15 protein-coding genes are annotated in these 17,271 nt (G+C 73.2%); 8 read left to right on the top strand and 7 right to left on the bottom strand.

Going from position 1 to position 17,271, the window contains the following annotated elements; all coding sequences use genetic code 11:
• Nucleotides 1-93: 93 nt before the first annotated feature.
• Nucleotides 94-951: a glutamate ABC transporter substrate-binding protein gene (locus ACF3NS_RS02140; protein ID WP_154592038.1), complete on the bottom strand. Its 858-nt coding sequence runs from the start codon at nt 949-951 to the stop codon at nt 94-96.
• A gap of 33 nt (nt 952-984) precedes the next feature.
• Nucleotides 985-1,704 (bottom strand): amino acid ABC transporter ATP-binding protein, encoded by a 720-nt coding sequence (locus tag ACF3NS_RS02135; protein ID WP_392469051.1) that lies wholly within the window; start codon nt 1,702-1,704, stop codon nt 985-987.
• Nucleotides 1,705-1,906: 202 nt separating this feature from the next.
• Here ACF3NS_RS02135 and ACF3NS_RS02130 point away from each other — a divergent pair, with 202 nt between their 5' ends.
• From ACF3NS_RS02130 to ACF3NS_RS02120, 3 genes are all read left to right on the top strand, one after another.
• On the top strand, nt 1,907-2,425 hold the full coding sequence (locus tag ACF3NS_RS02130) for a SigE family RNA polymerase sigma factor (protein ID WP_154592040.1): 519 nt from the start codon (nt 1,907-1,909) through the stop codon (nt 2,423-2,425).
• Nucleotides 2,415-3,410, top strand: a complete 996-nt coding sequence (locus tag ACF3NS_RS02125) for a hypothetical protein (protein ID WP_392467510.1) — start codon at nt 2,415-2,417, stop codon at nt 3,408-3,410. Before ACF3NS_RS02130 ends, ACF3NS_RS02125 begins: the two co-directional genes overlap by 11 nt.
• Nucleotides 3,411-3,477: 67 nt before the next feature.
• Entirely contained in the window at nt 3,478-4,302 is an 825-nt protein-coding gene (locus ACF3NS_RS02120) for an alpha/beta fold hydrolase (protein ID WP_392467509.1), read from the top strand.
• Nucleotides 4,303-4,327: 25 nt separating this feature from the next.
• Here the strand turns inward: ACF3NS_RS02120 and ACF3NS_RS02115 are convergent, their stop codons facing one another.
• Both ACF3NS_RS02115 and ACF3NS_RS02110 read right to left on the bottom strand, forming a co-directional pair.
• The gene (locus ACF3NS_RS02115) at nt 4,328-4,501 is read right to left on the bottom strand and encodes a hypothetical protein (RefSeq protein WP_288799159.1); all 174 of its coding nucleotides are present in this window, start codon (nt 4,499-4,501) and stop codon (nt 4,328-4,330) included.
• Between the two features lie 100 nt (nt 4,502-4,601).
• Nucleotides 4,602-8,183, bottom strand: a complete 3,582-nt coding sequence (locus tag ACF3NS_RS02110) for a proline dehydrogenase family protein (RefSeq protein ID WP_392467507.1) — start codon at nt 8,181-8,183, stop codon at nt 4,602-4,604.
• A gap of 111 nt (nt 8,184-8,294) precedes the next feature.
• Between ACF3NS_RS02110 and ACF3NS_RS02105 the strand changes: the two genes are divergently transcribed.
• The 5 genes from ACF3NS_RS02105 (at nt 8,295) to ACF3NS_RS02085 (ending at nt 14,271) form a co-directional block, all read left to right on the top strand.
• On the top strand, nt 8,295-9,137 hold the full coding sequence (locus ACF3NS_RS02105; protein ID WP_288799157.1) for a PhzF family phenazine biosynthesis protein: 843 nt from the start codon (nt 8,295-8,297) through the stop codon (nt 9,135-9,137).
• A gap of 14 nt (nt 9,138-9,151) precedes the next feature.
• The gene (locus ACF3NS_RS02100) at nt 9,152-10,054 is read left to right on the top strand and encodes an oxidoreductase (protein ID WP_392467505.1); all 903 of its coding nucleotides are present in this window, start codon (nt 9,152-9,154) and stop codon (nt 10,052-10,054) included.
• Between the two features lie 20 nt (nt 10,055-10,074).
• The gene (locus ACF3NS_RS02095; protein WP_288799155.1) at nt 10,075-10,980 is read left to right on the top strand and encodes an EamA family transporter; all 906 of its coding nucleotides are present in this window, start codon (nt 10,075-10,077) and stop codon (nt 10,978-10,980) included.
• Between the two features lie 66 nt (nt 10,981-11,046).
• Nucleotides 11,047-12,660, top strand: coding sequence for a phospholipase D family protein (locus tag ACF3NS_RS02090; RefSeq protein ID WP_392467503.1), 1,614 nt, complete (start codon nt 11,047-11,049; stop codon nt 12,658-12,660).
• Between the two features lie 471 nt (nt 12,661-13,131).
• Complete coding sequence (locus ACF3NS_RS02085) at nt 13,132-14,271, top strand: AI-2E family transporter (protein ID WP_392467502.1); 1,140 nt, start codon at nt 13,132-13,134, stop codon at nt 14,269-14,271.
• Nucleotides 14,272-14,311: 40 nt separating this feature from the next.
• Here the strand turns inward: ACF3NS_RS02085 and ACF3NS_RS02080 are convergent, their stop codons facing one another.
• The 3 genes from ACF3NS_RS02080 to ACF3NS_RS02070 form a co-directional block, all read right to left on the bottom strand.
• On the bottom strand, nt 14,312-14,734 hold the full coding sequence (locus ACF3NS_RS02080) for a hypothetical protein (protein ID WP_288799296.1): 423 nt from the start codon (nt 14,732-14,734) through the stop codon (nt 14,312-14,314).
• Between the two features lie 71 nt (nt 14,735-14,805).
• A complete protein-coding gene (locus tag ACF3NS_RS02075) occupies nt 14,806-15,678 on the bottom strand; it encodes a sulfite exporter TauE/SafE family protein (protein ID WP_392467501.1) in 873 nt (290 codons plus the stop codon).
• 5 nt (nt 15,679-15,683) lie between these two features.
• Nucleotides 15,684-17,228, bottom strand: a complete 1,545-nt coding sequence (locus ACF3NS_RS02070; RefSeq protein ID WP_392467499.1) for a CHAD domain-containing protein — start codon at nt 17,226-17,228, stop codon at nt 15,684-15,686.
• Nucleotides 17,229-17,271: the final 43 nt, after the last annotated feature.

Genomic DNA, 17,271 nt, shown 5'->3' with positions numbered 1-17,271 from the left:
CCCGTATGCCGGGGCGCCCCGGCATACGGGCTCACCGTGCGAGGCGCCTCCCCGCCGCGTGGAGGGTGCGGCGGGGAGGGCGCGAGCCCGAGGTCAGGCGCAGGCCGCGGGCTTCGGGGGGTTCTTGCTGGTGTCGACCTTGAAGCCGCCGGTGCCGAGGTTCTTGTCGATCGACTTCTGCCACTCGCCGGACGAGATGTACTTGGTGATCGCGTCGGTGACCTTCTGGCAGGTGGCGGTGTCGCCCTTCTTGATGCCGACGCCGTAGTTCTCGGTGCTGAAGGTCTTGCCGACGACCTTGAGCTTGCCTTGGTACTGCGACTGGCCGGCGTAGCCCGCGAGGATCGTGTTGTCCGTGCTCAGCGCGTCGATGGAGCCGCTGGACAGGGCCTCCACGCACTTGGAGTAGGTGTCGTACTCCTGGAGCTGGACGTTGGGGTACTGGTCCTTGATCTTGGTGGCCGAGGTGGAGCCCTTGACCGAGCAGAGCTTCTTGCCGGAGAGAGCGTCGGGGCCGGTGATCGTGGTGTCGTCCGCCCGGACGAGCAGGTCCTGGCCGGCCACGAAGTAGGGGCCGGCGAAGTCGACCTTCTGCTTGCGCTTGTCGGTGATCGAGTAGGTGCCGACGATGTAGGACACCTTGCCGGCCTGCAGCATGGCCTCGCGCTGGGCGCTGACGGCCTCGACGAACTCGGGGGTCTTGCCCATCTCCTTGGCGATGTAGGTCGCCAGGTCCACGTCGAAGCCGGAGTAGGTCGAGCCCTGCTTGAGGCCGAGGCCGGGCTGGTCGAACTTGATGCCGACCTTGACGGTCCCCCCGCCGGCGCCGGAGGAGGCGCCGGAGCCGGACGAGCCGGAGCCGGCCTGGTCGCCGGAGCTGCCGCAGGCGGCGAGGGAGGTGGCGGCGAGCGCGATGGCTGCCGCGGCGGTGGTGGTGCGACGGATCGTCATGAGATCTCCTCGGGTGGTGGCCGGCGGGCCGGCTCAGTGGGTGAGGATCTTGCCGAGGAAGTCCTTGGCGCGATCCGACTGGGGGTTGGTGAAGAACTGCTCGGGGGTGGCCTGCTCGACGATCTGCCCGTCGGACATGAACACGACACGGTCCGCGGCCTTGCGGGCGAAGCCCATCTCGTGGGTGACGACGATCATGGTCATGCCGGAGCGGGCCAGCTGGGTCATGACGTCGAGGACCTCGTTGATCATCTCGGGGTCCAGGGCCGACGTCGGCTCGTCGAAGAGCATGACCTTGGGGTCCATGGCCAGGGACCGGGCGATCGCGACGCGCTGCTGCTGGCCGCCGGACAGCTGGGCGGGGTACTTGTCGGCCTGGTGCCCGACGCCGACCCGGTCCAGGAGCTGGCGGGCCCGAGCCTCGGCGTCCTTGCGGCCGACCCCGCGCACCTTGGTCGGGCCGAGGGTGACGTTGTCGAGGATCGTCTTGTGGGCGAAGAGGTTGAACGACTGGAAGACCATGCCCACGTCGGACCGCAGCTGGGCGAGGGCCTTGCCCTCCTCGGGGAGGGGGCGGCCGTCGATGGAGATGGAGCCGGACTCGATGGTCTCGAGCCGGTTGATCGTGCGGCACAGGGTCGACTTGCCCGACCCCGAGGGGCCGATCAGGACGACGACCTCACCCTCGTGGACCGTCAGGTCGATGTCGCGGAGGACGTGCAGGTCCCCGAAGTGCTTGTTGACCTGCTCCATCACCACGAGGGGACGGCGGTCGCCCGAGGGGGCGCTGGCGGCGGTGCTCATGGAGGGGAGAGTAGCCCCCGACTCCGACGCGTTCTCCCCCTATCGGCCTAGGTAGGGGAACGGTTGGCAGATCGTGACCATGGTGTGCAACCTGAGGAGCGGCGCCCGCGTCCTTCGGGTGTCAGCACCTCTTGGGGAGGGATGGAGCCCCATGGACGAGCGCGACGAGGAGTTCACTGCCTTCGTGGCAGCACGCTCCGGACCGTTGCTCCGCTACGCGTACCTGCTGACGGGTGATCACGCCGCGGCGGAGGACCTGCTCCAGAGCACTCTGGTCAAGGTCTACCTGTCGTGGCACAAGATCGCGGACCACAGGTCCGTCGATGCCTACACCCGCACGGCCATGACGCGCACCAACATCTCGGTGTGGCGCAAGGTCGGGCGGCGTGAGTACGCAACGGAGACGACACCGGACCAGGCCGTCGACGACCGGCACGACATCGACGAGCGGGACGGGATGTGGGCGTTGCTGCAGACGCTCGGGTCGCGTCAGCGCACGGCGCTCGTGCTCCGGTTCTACGAGGACCTCCCGGAGGCGGAGATAGCAGACGTCATGGGGTGCTCCCTGGGCACGGTGAAGAGCCAGATCTCACGTGGCCTGGCCAACCTGCGCAAGGTCGTGCCTGCCCGTGACGAGGTGTGGGAGAGGGGGTTGGGTCATGCGGGATGACGATCTCGGACGCCTGGTGAGGCGGGCGTTGGAGGGGCACGCCCACGACGTGCGGCCCTCGCCCGACCTCGGTGAGTGGGTCGTGGAGCGCGGCAAGGTCGTGCGTCGCCGCCGTCGCGTGACCGCGATGGCCGGTGCGGGCACGACGCTCGCGCTGGTGGTGGGGGCGGCGGTCCTCGTGCCGCGGCTCTCGGACGGTCAGGACCCCGAGGACAAGGTCGTGCCTGCGACACCCCCGACGTCGCAGGTCACGACGGAGCCCGCCGACCCGACGCCCGCGCCCAGCAGCACCCGGTCCGGCGGGGGGCCGAGCCCCCGCACCAGCACTCCGGGGGCTACCTCCGACGAGCCGTCTGCCCCCCGCTCCACGTCGGCGTCGCCGACGGACGTCCCATCGGCCACGTCGACGTCGAGCCCGGCGAGCACACCGACCCCGGCGAGCACACCGACCCCGGTGAGCACGCCGACCGCGACGGGCGGGACCGCGTCGGGCGAGAGCTTCGACACCCCCTTCGGTCCTGTGGCGTTCCCCACCGGCGCCCGCGTCAAGATCGCCGGCACCCGCGTCGGGGACCGCTATGTCGCTCTCGTGGGGTCCCACGACTCGACGACCGACTCGGCACCGCCCAACCAGGCGCGGCTCCTCAGCGTGGCGAGCGACGGGTCGGCCATCGTGCTCGCCTCGGCGGGCAACGGCTCGGCCCACAGCTTCGCGACCAGCCCCAACGGCCGCTTCGTCGTCGTGGCGATCCACGACGACGGCGGCGAGCGGCTCGAGGCCTACCGCGTCGGTCAGCCGGGCACGCGCGCGTCCTACATCGTGCCCGAGGAGTGGCAGGGCGAGATCGTCGGCTGGGCCAGCGAGGGCGTGACCGTCAAGGGCACCGGGGCCCCGCACGAGCTGGTCTGGCAGATGGACTCCGGGCGCGTGACCGTGCGCGCCCAGCCCGACGCCGAGCCGACCACGCTCGTCACCGGGCGCTAGGTTGGCGGAGCGGCCGTCGTCGGTCGCCATGCGTTCACTCGCGGGTCGCCAGGGAGGACGGGGCCGTATGCCGAAGGACGTGGTCGAGCTGGCCGACGGCTCGCGCCTGGCGGTGTGGCGGTCCGGCGTCGAGGGCGGCGCGCCGGTGCTGCTGCTGCCGGGCATGAGCCAGGACCACCGGCTCTACGACGTGCTGGTCGCCGAGCTGGCGGCGCGCGGGGTGCTCGAGGGCGACGTCGAGACCATCGCGATCGACCAGCGCGGCACCGGTGACAGCGACGACATGGACCGGAGGGACCCGCCGACCACGGGATCCTTCGCGGACGACGCGGCCTGGGTGCTGGAGCGGCTGGGCGTGGGGCGGGCGCACGTGGTCGGCCACTCCATGGGTGGGCGCATCGCGCAGTGGCTCGCGATCCGGCACCCCGAGCGCGTCGCGAGCCTGACCCTGCTGTGCACCTCGCCGGGGGACCGGCACGGGGTCCCGCGGGCGGACGACGTCGACGCCACCATCGCGCGGTGCGACCCGATGGAGATGGCCCTGCTGAGCTACACCCCCGCCTGGCTCGGGGCGCACCACGAGCTCGCCGAGTCCGCCGACGCGGCGACCACGACCCGATCGGCGCAGCGGGGCCTGCACTATCGCGCCTCCCACGGCCACGACGCGTGGGACTCGCTGCCCCGCATCGCCGCGCCCACCGTCGTGGTCCACGGGGATGCCGATCGCGTCAACCCGCTGGGCAACGGCGAGCTGCTCGCCCGCCGCATACCCGGGGCCGAGCTGGTGGTGCTGCGCGGTGCCCGGCACGGGCTGCCGGTCGAGCGCGCGGCCGCGATCGCGGACGTCGTCCTGCGGCGGGTCGCGCCTCGGCGGTCGGCTCAGCGACGGTGAGCGCCCGGACGACGGGACGACCGCGTCACCGGCGCTCCTCCCGCCGGCGCCGCCAGACGTCCCACGCCAGGTCGACCACGACCCAGAACCCGCCGAGCAGCAGCGCCGCCGAGGCGCTCGCCAGGAACGGCTCGCGCTCGAACAGCCCGAGCCAGCCCATCACCAGCCGAAAGATCAGGAAGGTGACGGACAGGACCAAGCCCTCGCCCAGGCGCGACCCCCACGACCGGCTCCTGCGCCTGGCCCTCCCCCGTGTGCGGGGTCGGGCTGGTGCGGGGGGGCCGGGGAGCGGCGGACCGTCATCGGGCGAGGTCCGGCGCCACGTGACCGTACCGGTGCAGGGTGCGGCTGATCGCCTGCTCGCGCAGGAAGGTCAGCAGCTCACGGCGACCGTTGGCCAGCACCGGGTCGGCGAGCACCGTGACGGGGGATCCCGCGAGGGCGTGGACCAGCTCCGCGACCTCGCCGTCCTGCCCGACCGCGCGCACCCGCGCCGACGGCTGGCTCCCCCGCAGCCGCTCGACGAAGGTCGGTCGGTCCTCGATGGTGAGCAGCTCGCCCAGGTCGTCGGCGGCCTGGCGCGCCTCGCCGTCGCCGGTGCGCAGTGCCTCCAGCGGGCCGGCGGCCTGGGGGTCGGCGCTGATGCGCACGGCCGACCCGGCGAGCTCGGCGGCCGCCAGCAGGCGGACCAGCTCGACCGGGCGGGCGCCGGGCTCGAGCCGGACGGTCACCTCGGGGTGCGGGCGGTAGCGGAAGAGGTTGGCCTCCACCGACAGCCCCGTCTCGTCGACCTCCACGCCGAGCTCGGAGCGCCACGCCTGCGCGTCCGAGCGCAGGGCCGCGTCGAGCCAGGTGCGGGCCTGCTCCAGGTCACCGGCGTCGCCCGCGCCACCGGCGCCCACGACCAGCGGCGCGAGCCGGCCCACCAGCCGGCGCACGCGGGGCGAGGGCTCGGCCCCGTGCTGCGGCAGCCCGTCCTCGCTCCACGAGCCGAGCAGGGCCACGTAGTTGGGACCGCCGGCCTTGGCGCCGGGGCCGACCACGGAGTCCTTCCACCCGCCGAAGCTCTGCCGCTGCACGATCGCGCCGGTGATGTGGCGGTTGACATAGGCGTTGCCCACGTCGACGTGCTCGGTCCACCAGGCGATCTCGTCGGGGTCGAGGCTGTGCAGCCCGCCGGTGAGGCCGAAGGCCGTGGCGTTCTGCAGCTCGACCGCCTCCTCGAGCGTCCGGGCGGTCATCAGACCGAGGACCGGGCCGAACACCTCGGTGAGGTGGAAGAACGAGCCGGGCCGGACGCCCTCCTTGAGACCGGGCGACCAGAGGCGACCCGAGTCGTCGAGCTGCTCGGGCTCGACCAGCCAGGACTCGCCGGGCTCCAGCGTCGTGAGCGCTCGGCGCAGCTTGTCCTCGGGCACCTCGATGATCGGGCCCATGGTGGTGCCGAGGTCGTGCGGCCAGCCGACGCGCAGCGAGCGCACGGCGTCGACGAGCTGGCGCCGGAAGCGCTCCGACCGCGCCACCGAGCCGACGAGGATGCCGAGGGACGCGGCCGAGCACTTCTGGCCGGCGTGGCCGAAAGCGCTGCGGACCAGGTCGGCGGCGGCGAGGTCGAGGTCCGCGGCGGGGGTCACGACCAGGGCGTTCTTGCCGGAGGTCTCGCCGTAGACGCGGGGCCCGGCGGGGTGCTCGGTGCGCCACCCGGCGAACATGCGGGCCGTCTCGGAGGCCCCGGTGAGGATCACGGTGTCGACCTCCCGGTGCGAGACCAGGGCGCGGCCGGCCTCGCGCTCGTCGGTGCGGACCACCTGCAGCACCTCGCGGGGGACGCCGGCCTCCCACAGCGCCTCGGCGGCCACCTCCACGCAGCCCGGGGTGGGGTGCGCGGGCTTGATGACGACCGCCGCTCCGGCTGCCAGGGCGGCCAGCACGCCGCCGATGGGGATGGCGACGGGGAAGTTCCACGGCGGGGTGACCAGCACGACCCGGTCGGGGGTGAAGCGCGACCCGTCGGTGTGCGCGCTCGCGCCGGTCCTGAGCTCCAGCCCGCGCTCGGCGTAGTAGCGCGCGAAGTCGATGGCCTCGGAGATCTCCGGGTCGGCCTCGGCGACGGTCTTGCCGCCCTCGGCCGCCATGATCGTGATCAGCTCGCCGCGCCGGGCCTCCAGCGCGCGGGCGGCGTCGCGCAGCACCTGCGCCCGGTCGTATGCCGACCGCCCGGCCCATCCCGGGGCCGCCGCCACCGCGCGGGCGACCACCGCGTCGACCTCGTCCGGGGTCGACAGGACCGGCGAGGTGCAGGTGTGCGGGTCGGCGGCGAGGGCGTCCCGGGCCCAGGCACGGGTCGCGGGCAGCGACGGGTCGGAGTCGGGGGTGTTGGCGAAGCGGTCCCCGATGCGGGCGCGCTCGGCGGAGCGGCGCGGGCCGACGGGCGTGGTCGCCATGGCGGCGACCGACTCGCGGAAACGTCGCTCCTGGTCGGCCATCGCGTCGTGCGGTCGGTCGGCGGCGCCGGGCCGGCCCTTCGGCGAGGCTCCCGTGCCGTCCCCGTCGGCGGAGAACATTGCGTGCAGGAAGTTCTGCTTCTGGGCGTTCTCCTCGAGGCGCCGGATCAGATAGCTGACCGCGACGTCGAAGTCCTTGGGCGCGACCACGGGGGTGTAGAGCAGGACCGACCCCACGGCGGCCTTGACCGCGCGAGCCTGGCTGGGCGCCATCCCTTGCAGCATCTCGATGTCCAGCGCGTCCAGGCACCCGCGCCGCTGGGCGAGGAGGTAGGCGACGGCGGTGTCGAAGAGGTTGTGCGAGGCGACGCCGAGGCGCATGACCTCGGTGGCGTCGGGGCGCAGCGCGCGCTCGACGAACGCCAGGTAGTTGGCGTCGACGTCCTCCTTGGTGGTGTAGGGCGCCTGCTCCCAGTCGTGCAGCTCGGCCTCGACCTGCTCCATGGCGAGGTTGGCGCCCTTGACGACGCGGACCTTGATGCCGGCGTGCCCTGCGGCCCGGCGGCGGCGGGCGAGGTCGAGCATGCGCTCCAGGGCAGGCAGCGCGTCGGGGAGATAGGCCTGCAGGACGATGCCGGCCTCGAGGTCGTGGAACTCCTCCTCGGCCAGCAGCCGCTCGAAGACCGCCATGGTCAGGTCGAGGTCCTTGTACTCCTCCATGTCGAGGTTGACGAAGGCGTGCGGAGTCTTGGCGACGGCGGTGCGGTAGAGCGGGCGCAGGCGGTCCAGGACCCGGTCGACGGTGCCCTCGCTGTCCCACGTCGAGATCTGGCTGACCAAGGAGGACACCTTGATCGAGACGTAGTCGACGTCGGGGCGGGCGAGGATCTGGCGGGTGCGCTCGGCCCGGCTCGCGGCCTCGTGCTCGCCGAGCACGGCCTCGCCGAGCAGGTTGACGTTGAGCCGGAAGCCCTCGGCGCGGGCCTTGGCGAGGTGCCGGGCGAGCGCCGGGTCGTCGGCGTCCACCACCAGGTGGCCGACGATCTGGCGCAGCCGAGCGCGGGCGATCGGCACGACCACGGGAGGGGCGAGCCGGGCGACCTTGGCGCCGAGGCCCAGCAACGAGCGGTCGACCCGGCCGAGGAAGGCACCGGCGTCCCCGGCCGTGAGCGTGGAGAGCACCTTGGCCGCGACATAGGGATCCTCGGGCCGGGCCACCTCGTCGACGAAGGTCACCGCCAGGTCCAGACCCGTCTCGTCGCGCAGCAGGGCGCCCAGCTGGTCGGACGTGGCGCGCTCGGACCGGGTCGCGCCCTCGGCGGTGGCGCGCTCCCAGCGTCGGGCCACCTCGACGGCCTCGTCCGCGACGGCAGCGACCGCCGCCGGTCCGGTGAGGTCGTCGGGCTGGGGCGCGAGGGGTCGGCTCTGATCCGTCATACCGTCGATTGTGGACCACGGGACAGGGGGCGAAGGGGGTGCGACCCGTCTCACAACGGCTCGTCCCGGGCTCCCGAGGACGTGCGCGGGCAGGGCCGATACCCTGAGCCCATGCCTTCCGACTACCGAATCCTCAACGTGTTCACCACGCCGGACGACCTGTTCTCCGGCAACGCGGTGGCCGTGTTCACCGACGCCGGCGGTCTCGACGAGGAGACCATGAAGCGCACCGCTCGGCAGCTCGGGACCGAGTGCTCGTTCATCACCGGCAAGGACGACGAGGGGCACGCCACGGTCCGCTTCTTCCAGCCCGAGGGCGCCTCGGGCTTCGCCGGCAGCGCGTCCATGGCGACCGCGCACGTCGTGCGAGAGCTGGACGGCGGCGAGGGCGACGTCTACCTCGCCGGCAGGAAGCAGCTGATCCACGTGATCGACTCCGGCGACCGGTGGACGATGCTCGGCCGCAGCTCGGTCATCGAGGAGATCCGCACGGAGAAGCGCTTCCTGGCCGGGCTCGTGGGCCGCAAGATCCCCGCGATCGTCGATCCCACCGTCAAGGTCACCTTCACCCGGTCGACCATCGTGCTCCAGCTCGCGACCGCCCAGGACGTGCGCGAGTCCAAGATCGACGCCCGTCTCCTGCACCAGTACGCCATGTTGCTGCACGTCGAGCCCCAGATCTACGTCTGGGCCTGGCGCGAGGACGGCGACGTCGCCTCCCGCATGTTCTACGGACCGCAGGGCGGCGTCCTCGAGGTCGCGGCGACGGCGTCCGGCGCCGGCCGGCTCGGCGAGGTCCTCGTGTCCCGGGGCGAGCGCGACCAGCACTACCGCGTCTACCAGGGCGAGGACATCGAGCGCCCCTCGATGATCCTCCTCGACATCGACGCCGACGGCCAGGTCTCGCTCGGCGGCATCGTCAAGGAGGTCGCGCGCGGTCAGATGGCCCTCTGAGCCACACTGGTGCCATGAGCACCTGGACCGCCAAGGACATCCCCGACCAGACCGGCCGCGTCTTCGTCGTCACCGGAGCCAACTCCGGGCTCGGCCTCGCGACCACGCGAGCGCTCGTCGACAAGGGCGCGTATGTCGTCATGGCCTGCCGCGACACCGACAAGGGCGAGGCGGCCCGCGCCTCCCTGGACCTGAGCGGGCCCGGCGGGGCCGAGGTGCGACGCCTCGACCTGGCCTCGCTGGCCTCGGTGCGCGAGTTCGCCGAGGGTGTCGACGACTGGCGCATCGAGACGCTGATCAACAACGCCGGGCTGATGGCCGTGCCGTTCTCGCGCACCGAGGACGGCTTCGAGACGCAGCTCGGCACCAACGTGCTGGGGCACTTCGCGCTGACCGCTCAGCTGCTGCCGCGCCTGACGGATCGCGTGGTGTGGCTGTCCTCGCTGATGCACCGCATGGGCCGGATCGACCTGGCGGACCCCAGCTTCGAGCGGCGGCGCTACAACCCGTGGGTCGCCTACGGGCAGAGCAAGCTCGCCGACCTGATGCTGGCGTACGAGCTGCAGCGGCGGCTGACGGGTGCTCGCTCGCCGCTGCGCTCGATGGCGGCGCACCCGGGCTACTCGTCCACCAACCTGCAGGGACGCACCGGGTCCGCCTGGCCCGACCGGGTGATGCTGCAGCTCAACAAGGTGAGCACGGTGGCGCAGCCCGCTGCGATGGGGGCGCTGCCCTCGTTGTACGCCGCGACGGTCGACGACCTGCCGGGTGGGTCGTTCGTCGGGCCGGACGGGTTCATGGAGGCGCACGGGCACCCGCGCACCGTCGGCTCGACGGCGGCCTCCCACGACCGCCGCAAGGCTGCCCAGCTGTGGCAGCTCTGCGAGGAGCTGACGGGCATCCCCTTCCGCGTATGACCTCACGGTAGGTTCGAGGGGTGCTCGCCATCCCCCTCGCCCTCGCGTCGGCCGTGCTCTACGGCGTCTCCGACTTCCTGTCCGGGGTGCAGTCGCGACGCCGGCACTTCCTGATCGTGGGCGCGGTGGCGCAGACCTTCTCCGCCGCCGGGATCACCCTGGTCGCCCTCGCCCAGCGCCAACCGCTCACGCACGACGCCCTCCTCTGGGGCGCCGTCGCCGCCACCGGGCACTGCTCCGGCACCCTCATGCTGACGCGCGGCCTGGCCTCCGGGTCGATGCACGTCGCGGGTCCGCTGTCGGCCGTGTGCGCGGCCGGGCTCCCGGTCGTCCTCGGCGTCGCCCTCGGCGAGCGACCCAGCCTGCTGGCCGGCATCGGGATCCTGCTCGCCCTGCCCGCCGTGTGGGCGGTCGCCGCCGGCGAGAGCGATCCGGGCTCGGCTCCCGGCGAGACCCACCTCGTCGAGCCGGACCGGCCGGACCAGGGCCGTACGCCGACCGCGCCGGCCACCGCGGGACGGGCCGGGGTGCGCGACGGGCTGCTGGCCGGGGTGGGCTTCGCGGTGTTCTTCATCGCGCTGGCGCAGGCCGGGCCGGGATCCGGGTCCTGGCCCGTCGCCGTCTGCCAGCTGGCCTCGCTGGTGGCGATGTGGGCGATCGTGGCGCGGAAGCGCCCGGCAGGGTCGGTGCGGGAGGCATTGCCCGCGTGGGTCGTCGGGGTGACGGGGTGCCTCGGGTCGCTCACCTATTTCCTGGCCGGCAACGCCGGCGGCGGGCAGCTGACGGTCGTCCCCGTGGTCGCGTCCCTCTACCCGGCGTTCACGGTGCTCCTCGCGATGGGGCTGCTCGGCGAGCGTGCCTCGCGCGACCAGGTCGCGGGCCTGGTCGCCTGCGCGGTGGCGGTGGCCCTGATCGCGGCGGGGTGATGCGGACGCGGTGAGGATCCGGCCGTTGGTGGCCCGCAGGGCGTCATACGCGCCAGGATGGGGACCATGTCGATCCGTGAATGGTTGATCACCCGGTCCGAGCGCGCCAACCCGCGGACCACGATCGACGACCGGCACCCCGGTGACCAGGCCTGGAGCGACGGCAACGTGGCGACGCCGTTGATCCACGGGCGGACCTACTTCGCGGACCTCTACCCACGGATCGAGGCGACCGGGCCCGGGGACCTGCTGTGGTTCACCGACTGGCGCGGCGACCCCGACGAACGCCTCGTCGCGGACGACCCCAACTCCGCGATCGTCGCGGTGCTGGCGCGTGCGGCCCGGCGCGGGGTGGACGTGCGGGGACTCGTGTGGCGCTCGCACTGGGACAGGCTCGCGTTCTCCGGCGCCGAGAACAGACGGTTCGGCGAGCAGCTGCAGAGCGCCGGGGCCGAGGTGTTGCTCGACATGCGGGTGCGCACCGGCGGCAGCCACCACCAGAAGTTCATCGTCATCCGGCACCGCGACGACCCTGGCCGCGACGTCGCCTATGTCGGCGGCATCGACCTGTGCCACTCGCGGCGCGACGACCACGACCACCACGGGGACCCCCAGGCGCAGGACATGGCCGAGGAGTTCGGTGACAGCCCGCCCTGGCACGACGTGCAGGTGCGTCTGGAGGGACCCGCGGTCCACGACGTCGAGACGGTCTTTCGCGAGCGGTGGAACGACCCGACCCCGTTGTCCCGCAGCCCGATCCGCAAGCTGGCCGACAAGCTGCGCGGCGACGACACCGACCCGGACCCGCTGCCGGACCAGACGCCCCCGCCGCCCGCGATCCCCGGCGCGACCCACCACGTGCAGCTGTTGCGGACCTATCCCAACCTGCGGCACGGCAGGGACTACCCGTACGCCCGCGGCGGCGAGCGGAGCGTGGCGCGGGGCTACTCCAAGGCGCTGGAGCGCGCGGAGCACCTGATCTACATCGAGGACCAGTACCTCTGGTCCAAGGACGTCGCCGAGCAGTTCATCGAGACGCTGCAGACGAGCCCCGACCTGCACGTCATCGCGGTCCTGCCGCAGGTGCCCGACCAGAGCAGCCCACTGTCCCGGACGCCGCAGCTCTACGGCCGCGACCAGGCGGTGCGGCTGATCGAGGAGGCCGGCGGCGACCGGTTCGCGCTCTATGGGATCGAGAACCTCGCCGGCACACCGGTGTACGTCCACGCCAAGGTCTGCGTGATGGACGACCGTTGGGCCACGATCGGGTCCGACAACTTCAACCGGCGCTCATGGACCCACGACTCCGAGCTGTCGGCGGTGGTCTGGGACGACGAGGGGGAGGACCACAACGCCTATGCCCGCCGACTGCGGCTGCGGCTCGCGGCGGAGCACCTGGGCCGGGAGCTGCCGCCGGGCGCCGCAGACGCCGAGATCGCCCGCGTGATGGCGGACTGCCTCACCGCCGAGGGGATGTTCGCCGCGTATGCCGACTGCGCCCGCCGCCTCGACGACTGGCACGACGGCGGGCGCGTCGGACAGCGACCTCCCGGACGGCTGCGCAGCATCCCCCCGGTGGAGCAGTCGCGGTTCACCCAGGCGTGGGCGCGCGTGGTCTACGAGGTGCTGCACGACCCGGACGGCCGGCCCAAGCCGCTGCGCCGCGCCGCCCGCTTCTAGCCCTACCGGGGGTAAGGGCATCGACCGGCCTTCGTCCCCCAGGTCGATGATCCCGCCGGGGGTAGGGGCATCGACCGGGCTTCGTTCGCCAGGTCGATGATCCCGCCGGGGGTGGGGGCATCGACCGGCCTTCGTTCGCCAGGTCGATGATCCGGCCCCCGGTAGGTCCGGCAGGGGGCTCCCAGGCTGGGCCGGGCACAATGGCTGGCGGAACGCCAGGCGGGGGACGAGAGGACACACATGGAGCACGACGACGCGCAGCCGCGCGACGCTGGCGGCGGAGCCGGAGCCGGAGCCGACCGCGGGCCACGGCCCGGCCGCACCACCGTCGGGGGCAGTCGGCTGAGGGGAGCGGTGGGCTCCGTCACGCGCACCGTCCGGGCGCGGCTGGACGCGCCGCCCCCTTCGCAGTGGGGGAGCACCACGTCGTCCCCGCAGACCACACCGGGGCCCACGACCGTGCACGTCACCATGCCCGAGCCCACCCGGCCCGAGTCCGACCCGGTCCCTCGCGGGGTGCGGGTGGCGGCGGCCTGGAGCTGGCGCCTGCTGCTCATCGTGGCTGCCGTCTACCTCGTGGCCCAGGCGTTGGCGGCCGTCCCCATCGTCACGATCCCGTTCGTCGTCGCGCTGCTGCTCACGGCGGTCCTCGGCCCCGTCCAGCGGCGGCTGCACCGCGGGGGCCACGTGCCGCACTCCCTGGCGGCGTTCCTCGCGCTGCTGCTCGGCATCGCGGTGATCGGGGCGATCGGCACCTTCGTCGCCCTGCAGATCTCGGCCAACGCGCCTCGTATGTCGGAGCAGTTCACGCACTTCCTCGACGACGCGAGCCGCTGGCTGCGAGAGGGTCCGTTGCACCTGAGCGACTCCCAGGTCGCGAAGTACTTCCAGGAGCTCTCGGACACCATCTCCAAGAACCAGGGCACCCTCGTCACCGGCGCGATCACCACGCTCTCGACCCTGTCGCACGTCATCGCGGGCGGTCTGCTGCTCCTGCTCAGCACCTTCTTTCTCCTGCGCGACGGCGAGGTCATCTGGCGCTGGGTGCTCGGGCTGCTGCCGATGGGTTCGCGCCGCCGCATCGACCAGGTGGGTCGGGTCGGCTGGCACACCCTCGGCGGCTACATGCGGGGCGTGACCATCATCGCGACGCTGCACGCGACCACGATCTACGTCGTCCTGCACGTCCTCGACGTGCCGATGGCCCTGGCCCTGTCGGTCCTGATCTTCGTCGGGTCGTTCATCCCGCTGATCGGCATGACGGTGACCGGGATCTTCTGCATCATGGTCAGCCTCATCGAGCACGGCCCTGCGGCGGCCCTGGTCGTCGCCATCACGATCGTCGTCCTCGTGCAGCTGGAGGCCCACCTCTTGCAGCCGCTGATCATGAGCCGCAACGTCGAGGTGCACCCGCTCGGGGTGGCCCTGGCCGTGCTGGCCGGCACGTCGGTGGCGGGCGTGGCCGGGGCGTTGTTCGCCGTGCCGATCGTGGCCTTCGCCAATGCGACCTTGCGGGCGGTGCACCTGCCCCTGCCGCCCACCGAGGAGGAACGCGAGGAGCAGGCCCGGGCCGCCGCGGGCCAGCTGCCGCTCGAGGGCTACCCCGAGTAGCCGAGCCGGCCCGAGACCACCCGCCGCCGCGCGGCGGACGTCAGGCGAGCGCCTCGATGCGCGCGGCGATCGCCTCGAGCGCCCGGTCCAGGCCGGCGTCGATGGTGGCAGGGTCGCCGTGCTCGGTGCTGAGGCTGATCTCGACCGTCGACTCCGTGGCGCGCTCGACGTCGCGCGCGACGTCGCCCCCGACGGTCAGCGACCCGCGGTAGCTGTGCCGCTCCGACCCCCAGCGCATCGCCCGCGCCTCCTGGTCGACCTCCAGCCAGGCGGTGCCCTGCACCTCCAGCTCGCGCGTGCCGTCGGGGGTCACGACGGCGGTGACCGTCACGGTGCCGTCGTCGTGCGGCTCCACGCGACGCATCCGCGGCATGAAGTCCGGCAGGTGCCGCGGGTCCCGCAGGTACCCGAAGGTCACGTCGGCGGGCGCGTGGACGGTGACGGTGCGGCGGTGCTCGGACATGGCGGCTCCTCCTGAGGCTGGTGTCTCCAGTCCTACCACCCAGCCGCTCCGCGCCGGCCACCAGCCCCGGGTCAGCCGCGCAGGGTCTGCAGCAGCGTCACGGCGGCGACGAGCACGAGGAGTATGCCGAACGCCAGCTGCAGCCGGGGTGGGGGCACGTGGCGACCGACCCGAGCGCCGATCAGGCCGCCCACGACCATCGAGACCGTCAGCGCGGTGGTCAGCGGCCAGTCCAGCCGCGCCAGGGTGGGCCACCGCCACACCAGCGACGTGAGGCAGTTACCGGCGATGACGAGCAGGGACGTGCCCACCGCCACGCGCATCGGCACGCGCAGCAGCGTCAGCGCCGGCACGATCGCGAATCCCCCTCCGACGCCGAATAACCCGGTCAGCAGGCTCACCCCGGTCGCGGCGCCCACGAGCGGGCCCCACCGGGTGCGGTGAGCCACCCGGTGCGACCCGGCCGCTCCGCCGGCCAGGCCGTCGACCGCGCCGCCGGCCAGGCCGTCCACCGGCACGTCGGGCTGCCCCCGGTGCACCGGAACCCCTGCGTCGGAGGCGCCCGCGTCCCGCCCCCGCCGCACCATCAGCACGGCGATGACGAGCAGCAGCCCGCCGAACATCGCGAGCAGCAGTTCCTCGTCGACCAGGTGGGACAGCCGGGTCCCGAGGGCCGAGCCGAGCACGCCGCACAGGACGAAGGCCCCCGCCATACGGGCATCGACGAGCCCCCGGCGACCGGAGGACCAGGCCGACACGAGCGAGGCGAGACCCACGACGACCAGGCACATCGTGGTGGCCGGCACCGCGTCGATCCCGAGGCCGAGGACGAGGGCGGGCACGAGCAGCACCGCGCCGCCGCCCCCGAGGGCGCCCATGACGACACCGATCAGCAGCCCGGCCAGCGCCCCGACGAGCAGGGCCGCCGGGATCGCGGTCAGCACGGCCGCTAGACCTGCTTCCAGCCCTTGAGGCGGCGCTTGGCGACCTTGCCGACCGCCTTGCGGTAGTCCTTGGACGCGAGCTCGCCCTGCAGCGCCTCCTCGATGCCCTGCAGGCGGCCGTACGTGAAGGCGTTCTCGCCGTGACGCTGGGCGCGCAGGCCGAGGTCGCGCAGCGCCTCCTGGGTGATCGCGCTGTCCTGGTGCTCGCCGAGCACCTCGGCGAGGTTCTCGCTGGACTTGCCGAGCTGCTTGCCGCGCAGCCCGAGCACGACGGTGCTCGACTCCGCGGCGTAGCGCAGCCGCTTGGCGGCCTTGCGCACCTCGTGCAGTGCGGTCTCGGCGCGGGCCGGGTCGTCGATCGCCGAGGCCTGACGGACGGCGCGTCGCATCCGGCGCCAGTCGCGACCGAGCAGCCGGGGCACGACCAGGCGGGCCGGGTCGTCGGCGAGGGGCGTGGTCGGGGGCGTCATGACGAGCCTGTCCAGGGCGTCGAGCAGGGCGTAGTAGCGCTCGTGCTCCAGCCCTCGCCGCAGCCGGGTCATGGCCCGGTCATAGTCCTTGCCGAGCTCGGTGTCGATACGGTCGGCGACCGGGCCGAGCACCGCCTGGGACGGCTGCGTCTCGACGAGGGCGAGCAGCCGTTCGCGCAGCACCTCGGCGTCGCGGGCGCCGCCGAGGGTGTCGGCCAGCACCTTGAGCTCGGTGCGCAGGTGGGTGGTCAGCTCGTCGTCGAGCAGGGGGCCGTATGTCGACAGCAGCGTGCGCAGCCGCCTGGTCGCGACCCGCATCTGGTGGACGGCGTCAGGCGCGCCGGTGCGGGCACCAGCGTCCTCGGCCTTGAGCCGCTCGACGGTGGTCTGCAGGGCCGCCATCATGACCTGGCCGGCGGTGGGCTTCTTGGGGACGGTGTGCACGGCCGGCGGCGACGGGGCGAGGGGGCCGAGGGCGCGGGCCAGCTTGGAGGGGCCTGCGGCGGGTCGAGCGCCGGCGGCCAGCAGGACGCGCTCCACCGCGTCGAGCAGCGGCACGGGCCCGTCGACGAGCTCGACCTCCCACTCGCTCCAGGCGGACGGGTCGACGCCGGGGCGCAGGGGCGTGGCGGTGACGGTGTCGGAGCACACCTCGGCCAGAAGGGTCCGCGCCTCGTCCCCGGCATACAGCTCGGTCGTCACCCTCTGGTTGGTGAGCCGCACGACCGGGGTGAGGGCTCGTCCCCGGGTGTGGGCCAGGACGTGGGGGAGCAGCTCGGCGGGGACCTCGAGGAGGGACAGGTCCGTCTCGACGAGCGGGGCGTGCAGCTCGCGGCGCACGTCCTTGCGCGCCGGCAGCTTGAGGTGCCAGCCCTCGTCGCCGCCCCCGGTGCGGCGGCGCAGCGTGATGCGGGCCCGCGCCAGCGCCAGGTCGTCGGTGTCGAGATAGATCGCGTCGAGCTCGACCGGTGGCCGCAGCTCGACCTGGTCCACGCCCGGCAGGGTGACGAGCGAGGGCAGCGCCGCCCCCGCCTCGACGTCGTACTTGCGCTCGATCTCACGATGCTCCGTCGCACTCACCCGCCCATCATCCCCGACCCGGACCCCTGGTGCGCCACCCGCC

The organism is Arsenicicoccus cauae, from assembly GCF_043162025.1.
Lineage (GTDB): Bacteria > Actinomycetota > Actinomycetes > Actinomycetales > Dermatophilaceae > Arsenicicoccus > Arsenicicoccus cauae.
Note: the sequence above shows the minus strand (reverse complement) of the source record. Positions and strands in the feature narration are given on the sequence as shown.

Excerpts from the sequence above, each read along its gene's own strand:
- ACF3NS_RS02140 (WP_154592038.1), bottom strand. The coding sequence starts at position 951 with ATGACGATCCGTCGCACCACCACCGCCGCGGCAGCCATCGCGCTCGCC.
- ACF3NS_RS02135 (WP_392469051.1), bottom strand. The coding sequence starts at position 1,704 with ATGGAGCAGGTCAACAAGCACTTCGGGGACCTGCACGTCCTCCGCGAC.
- ACF3NS_RS02130 (WP_154592040.1), top strand. The coding sequence starts at position 1,907 with ATGGACGAGCGCGACGAGGAGTTCACTGCCTTCGTGGCAGCACGCTCC.
- ACF3NS_RS02125 (WP_392467510.1), top strand. The coding sequence starts at position 2,415 with ATGCGGGATGACGATCTCGGACGCCTGGTGAGGCGGGCGTTGGAGGGG.
- ACF3NS_RS02120 (WP_392467509.1), top strand. The coding sequence starts at position 3,478 with ATGCCGAAGGACGTGGTCGAGCTGGCCGACGGCTCGCGCCTGGCGGTG.
- ACF3NS_RS02110 (WP_392467507.1), bottom strand. The coding sequence starts at position 8,183 with ATGACGGATCAGAGCCGACCCCTCGCGCCCCAGCCCGACGACCTCACC.
- ACF3NS_RS02105 (WP_288799157.1), top strand. The coding sequence starts at position 8,295 with ATGCCTTCCGACTACCGAATCCTCAACGTGTTCACCACGCCGGACGAC.
- ACF3NS_RS02100 (WP_392467505.1), top strand. The coding sequence starts at position 9,152 with ATGAGCACCTGGACCGCCAAGGACATCCCCGACCAGACCGGCCGCGTC.
- ACF3NS_RS02090 (WP_392467503.1), top strand. The coding sequence starts at position 11,047 with ATGTCGATCCGTGAATGGTTGATCACCCGGTCCGAGCGCGCCAACCCG.
- ACF3NS_RS02085 (WP_392467502.1), top strand. The coding sequence starts at position 13,132 with ATGCCCGAGCCCACCCGGCCCGAGTCCGACCCGGTCCCTCGCGGGGTG.
- ACF3NS_RS02080 (WP_288799296.1), bottom strand. The coding sequence starts at position 14,734 with ATGTCCGAGCACCGCCGCACCGTCACCGTCCACGCGCCCGCCGACGTG.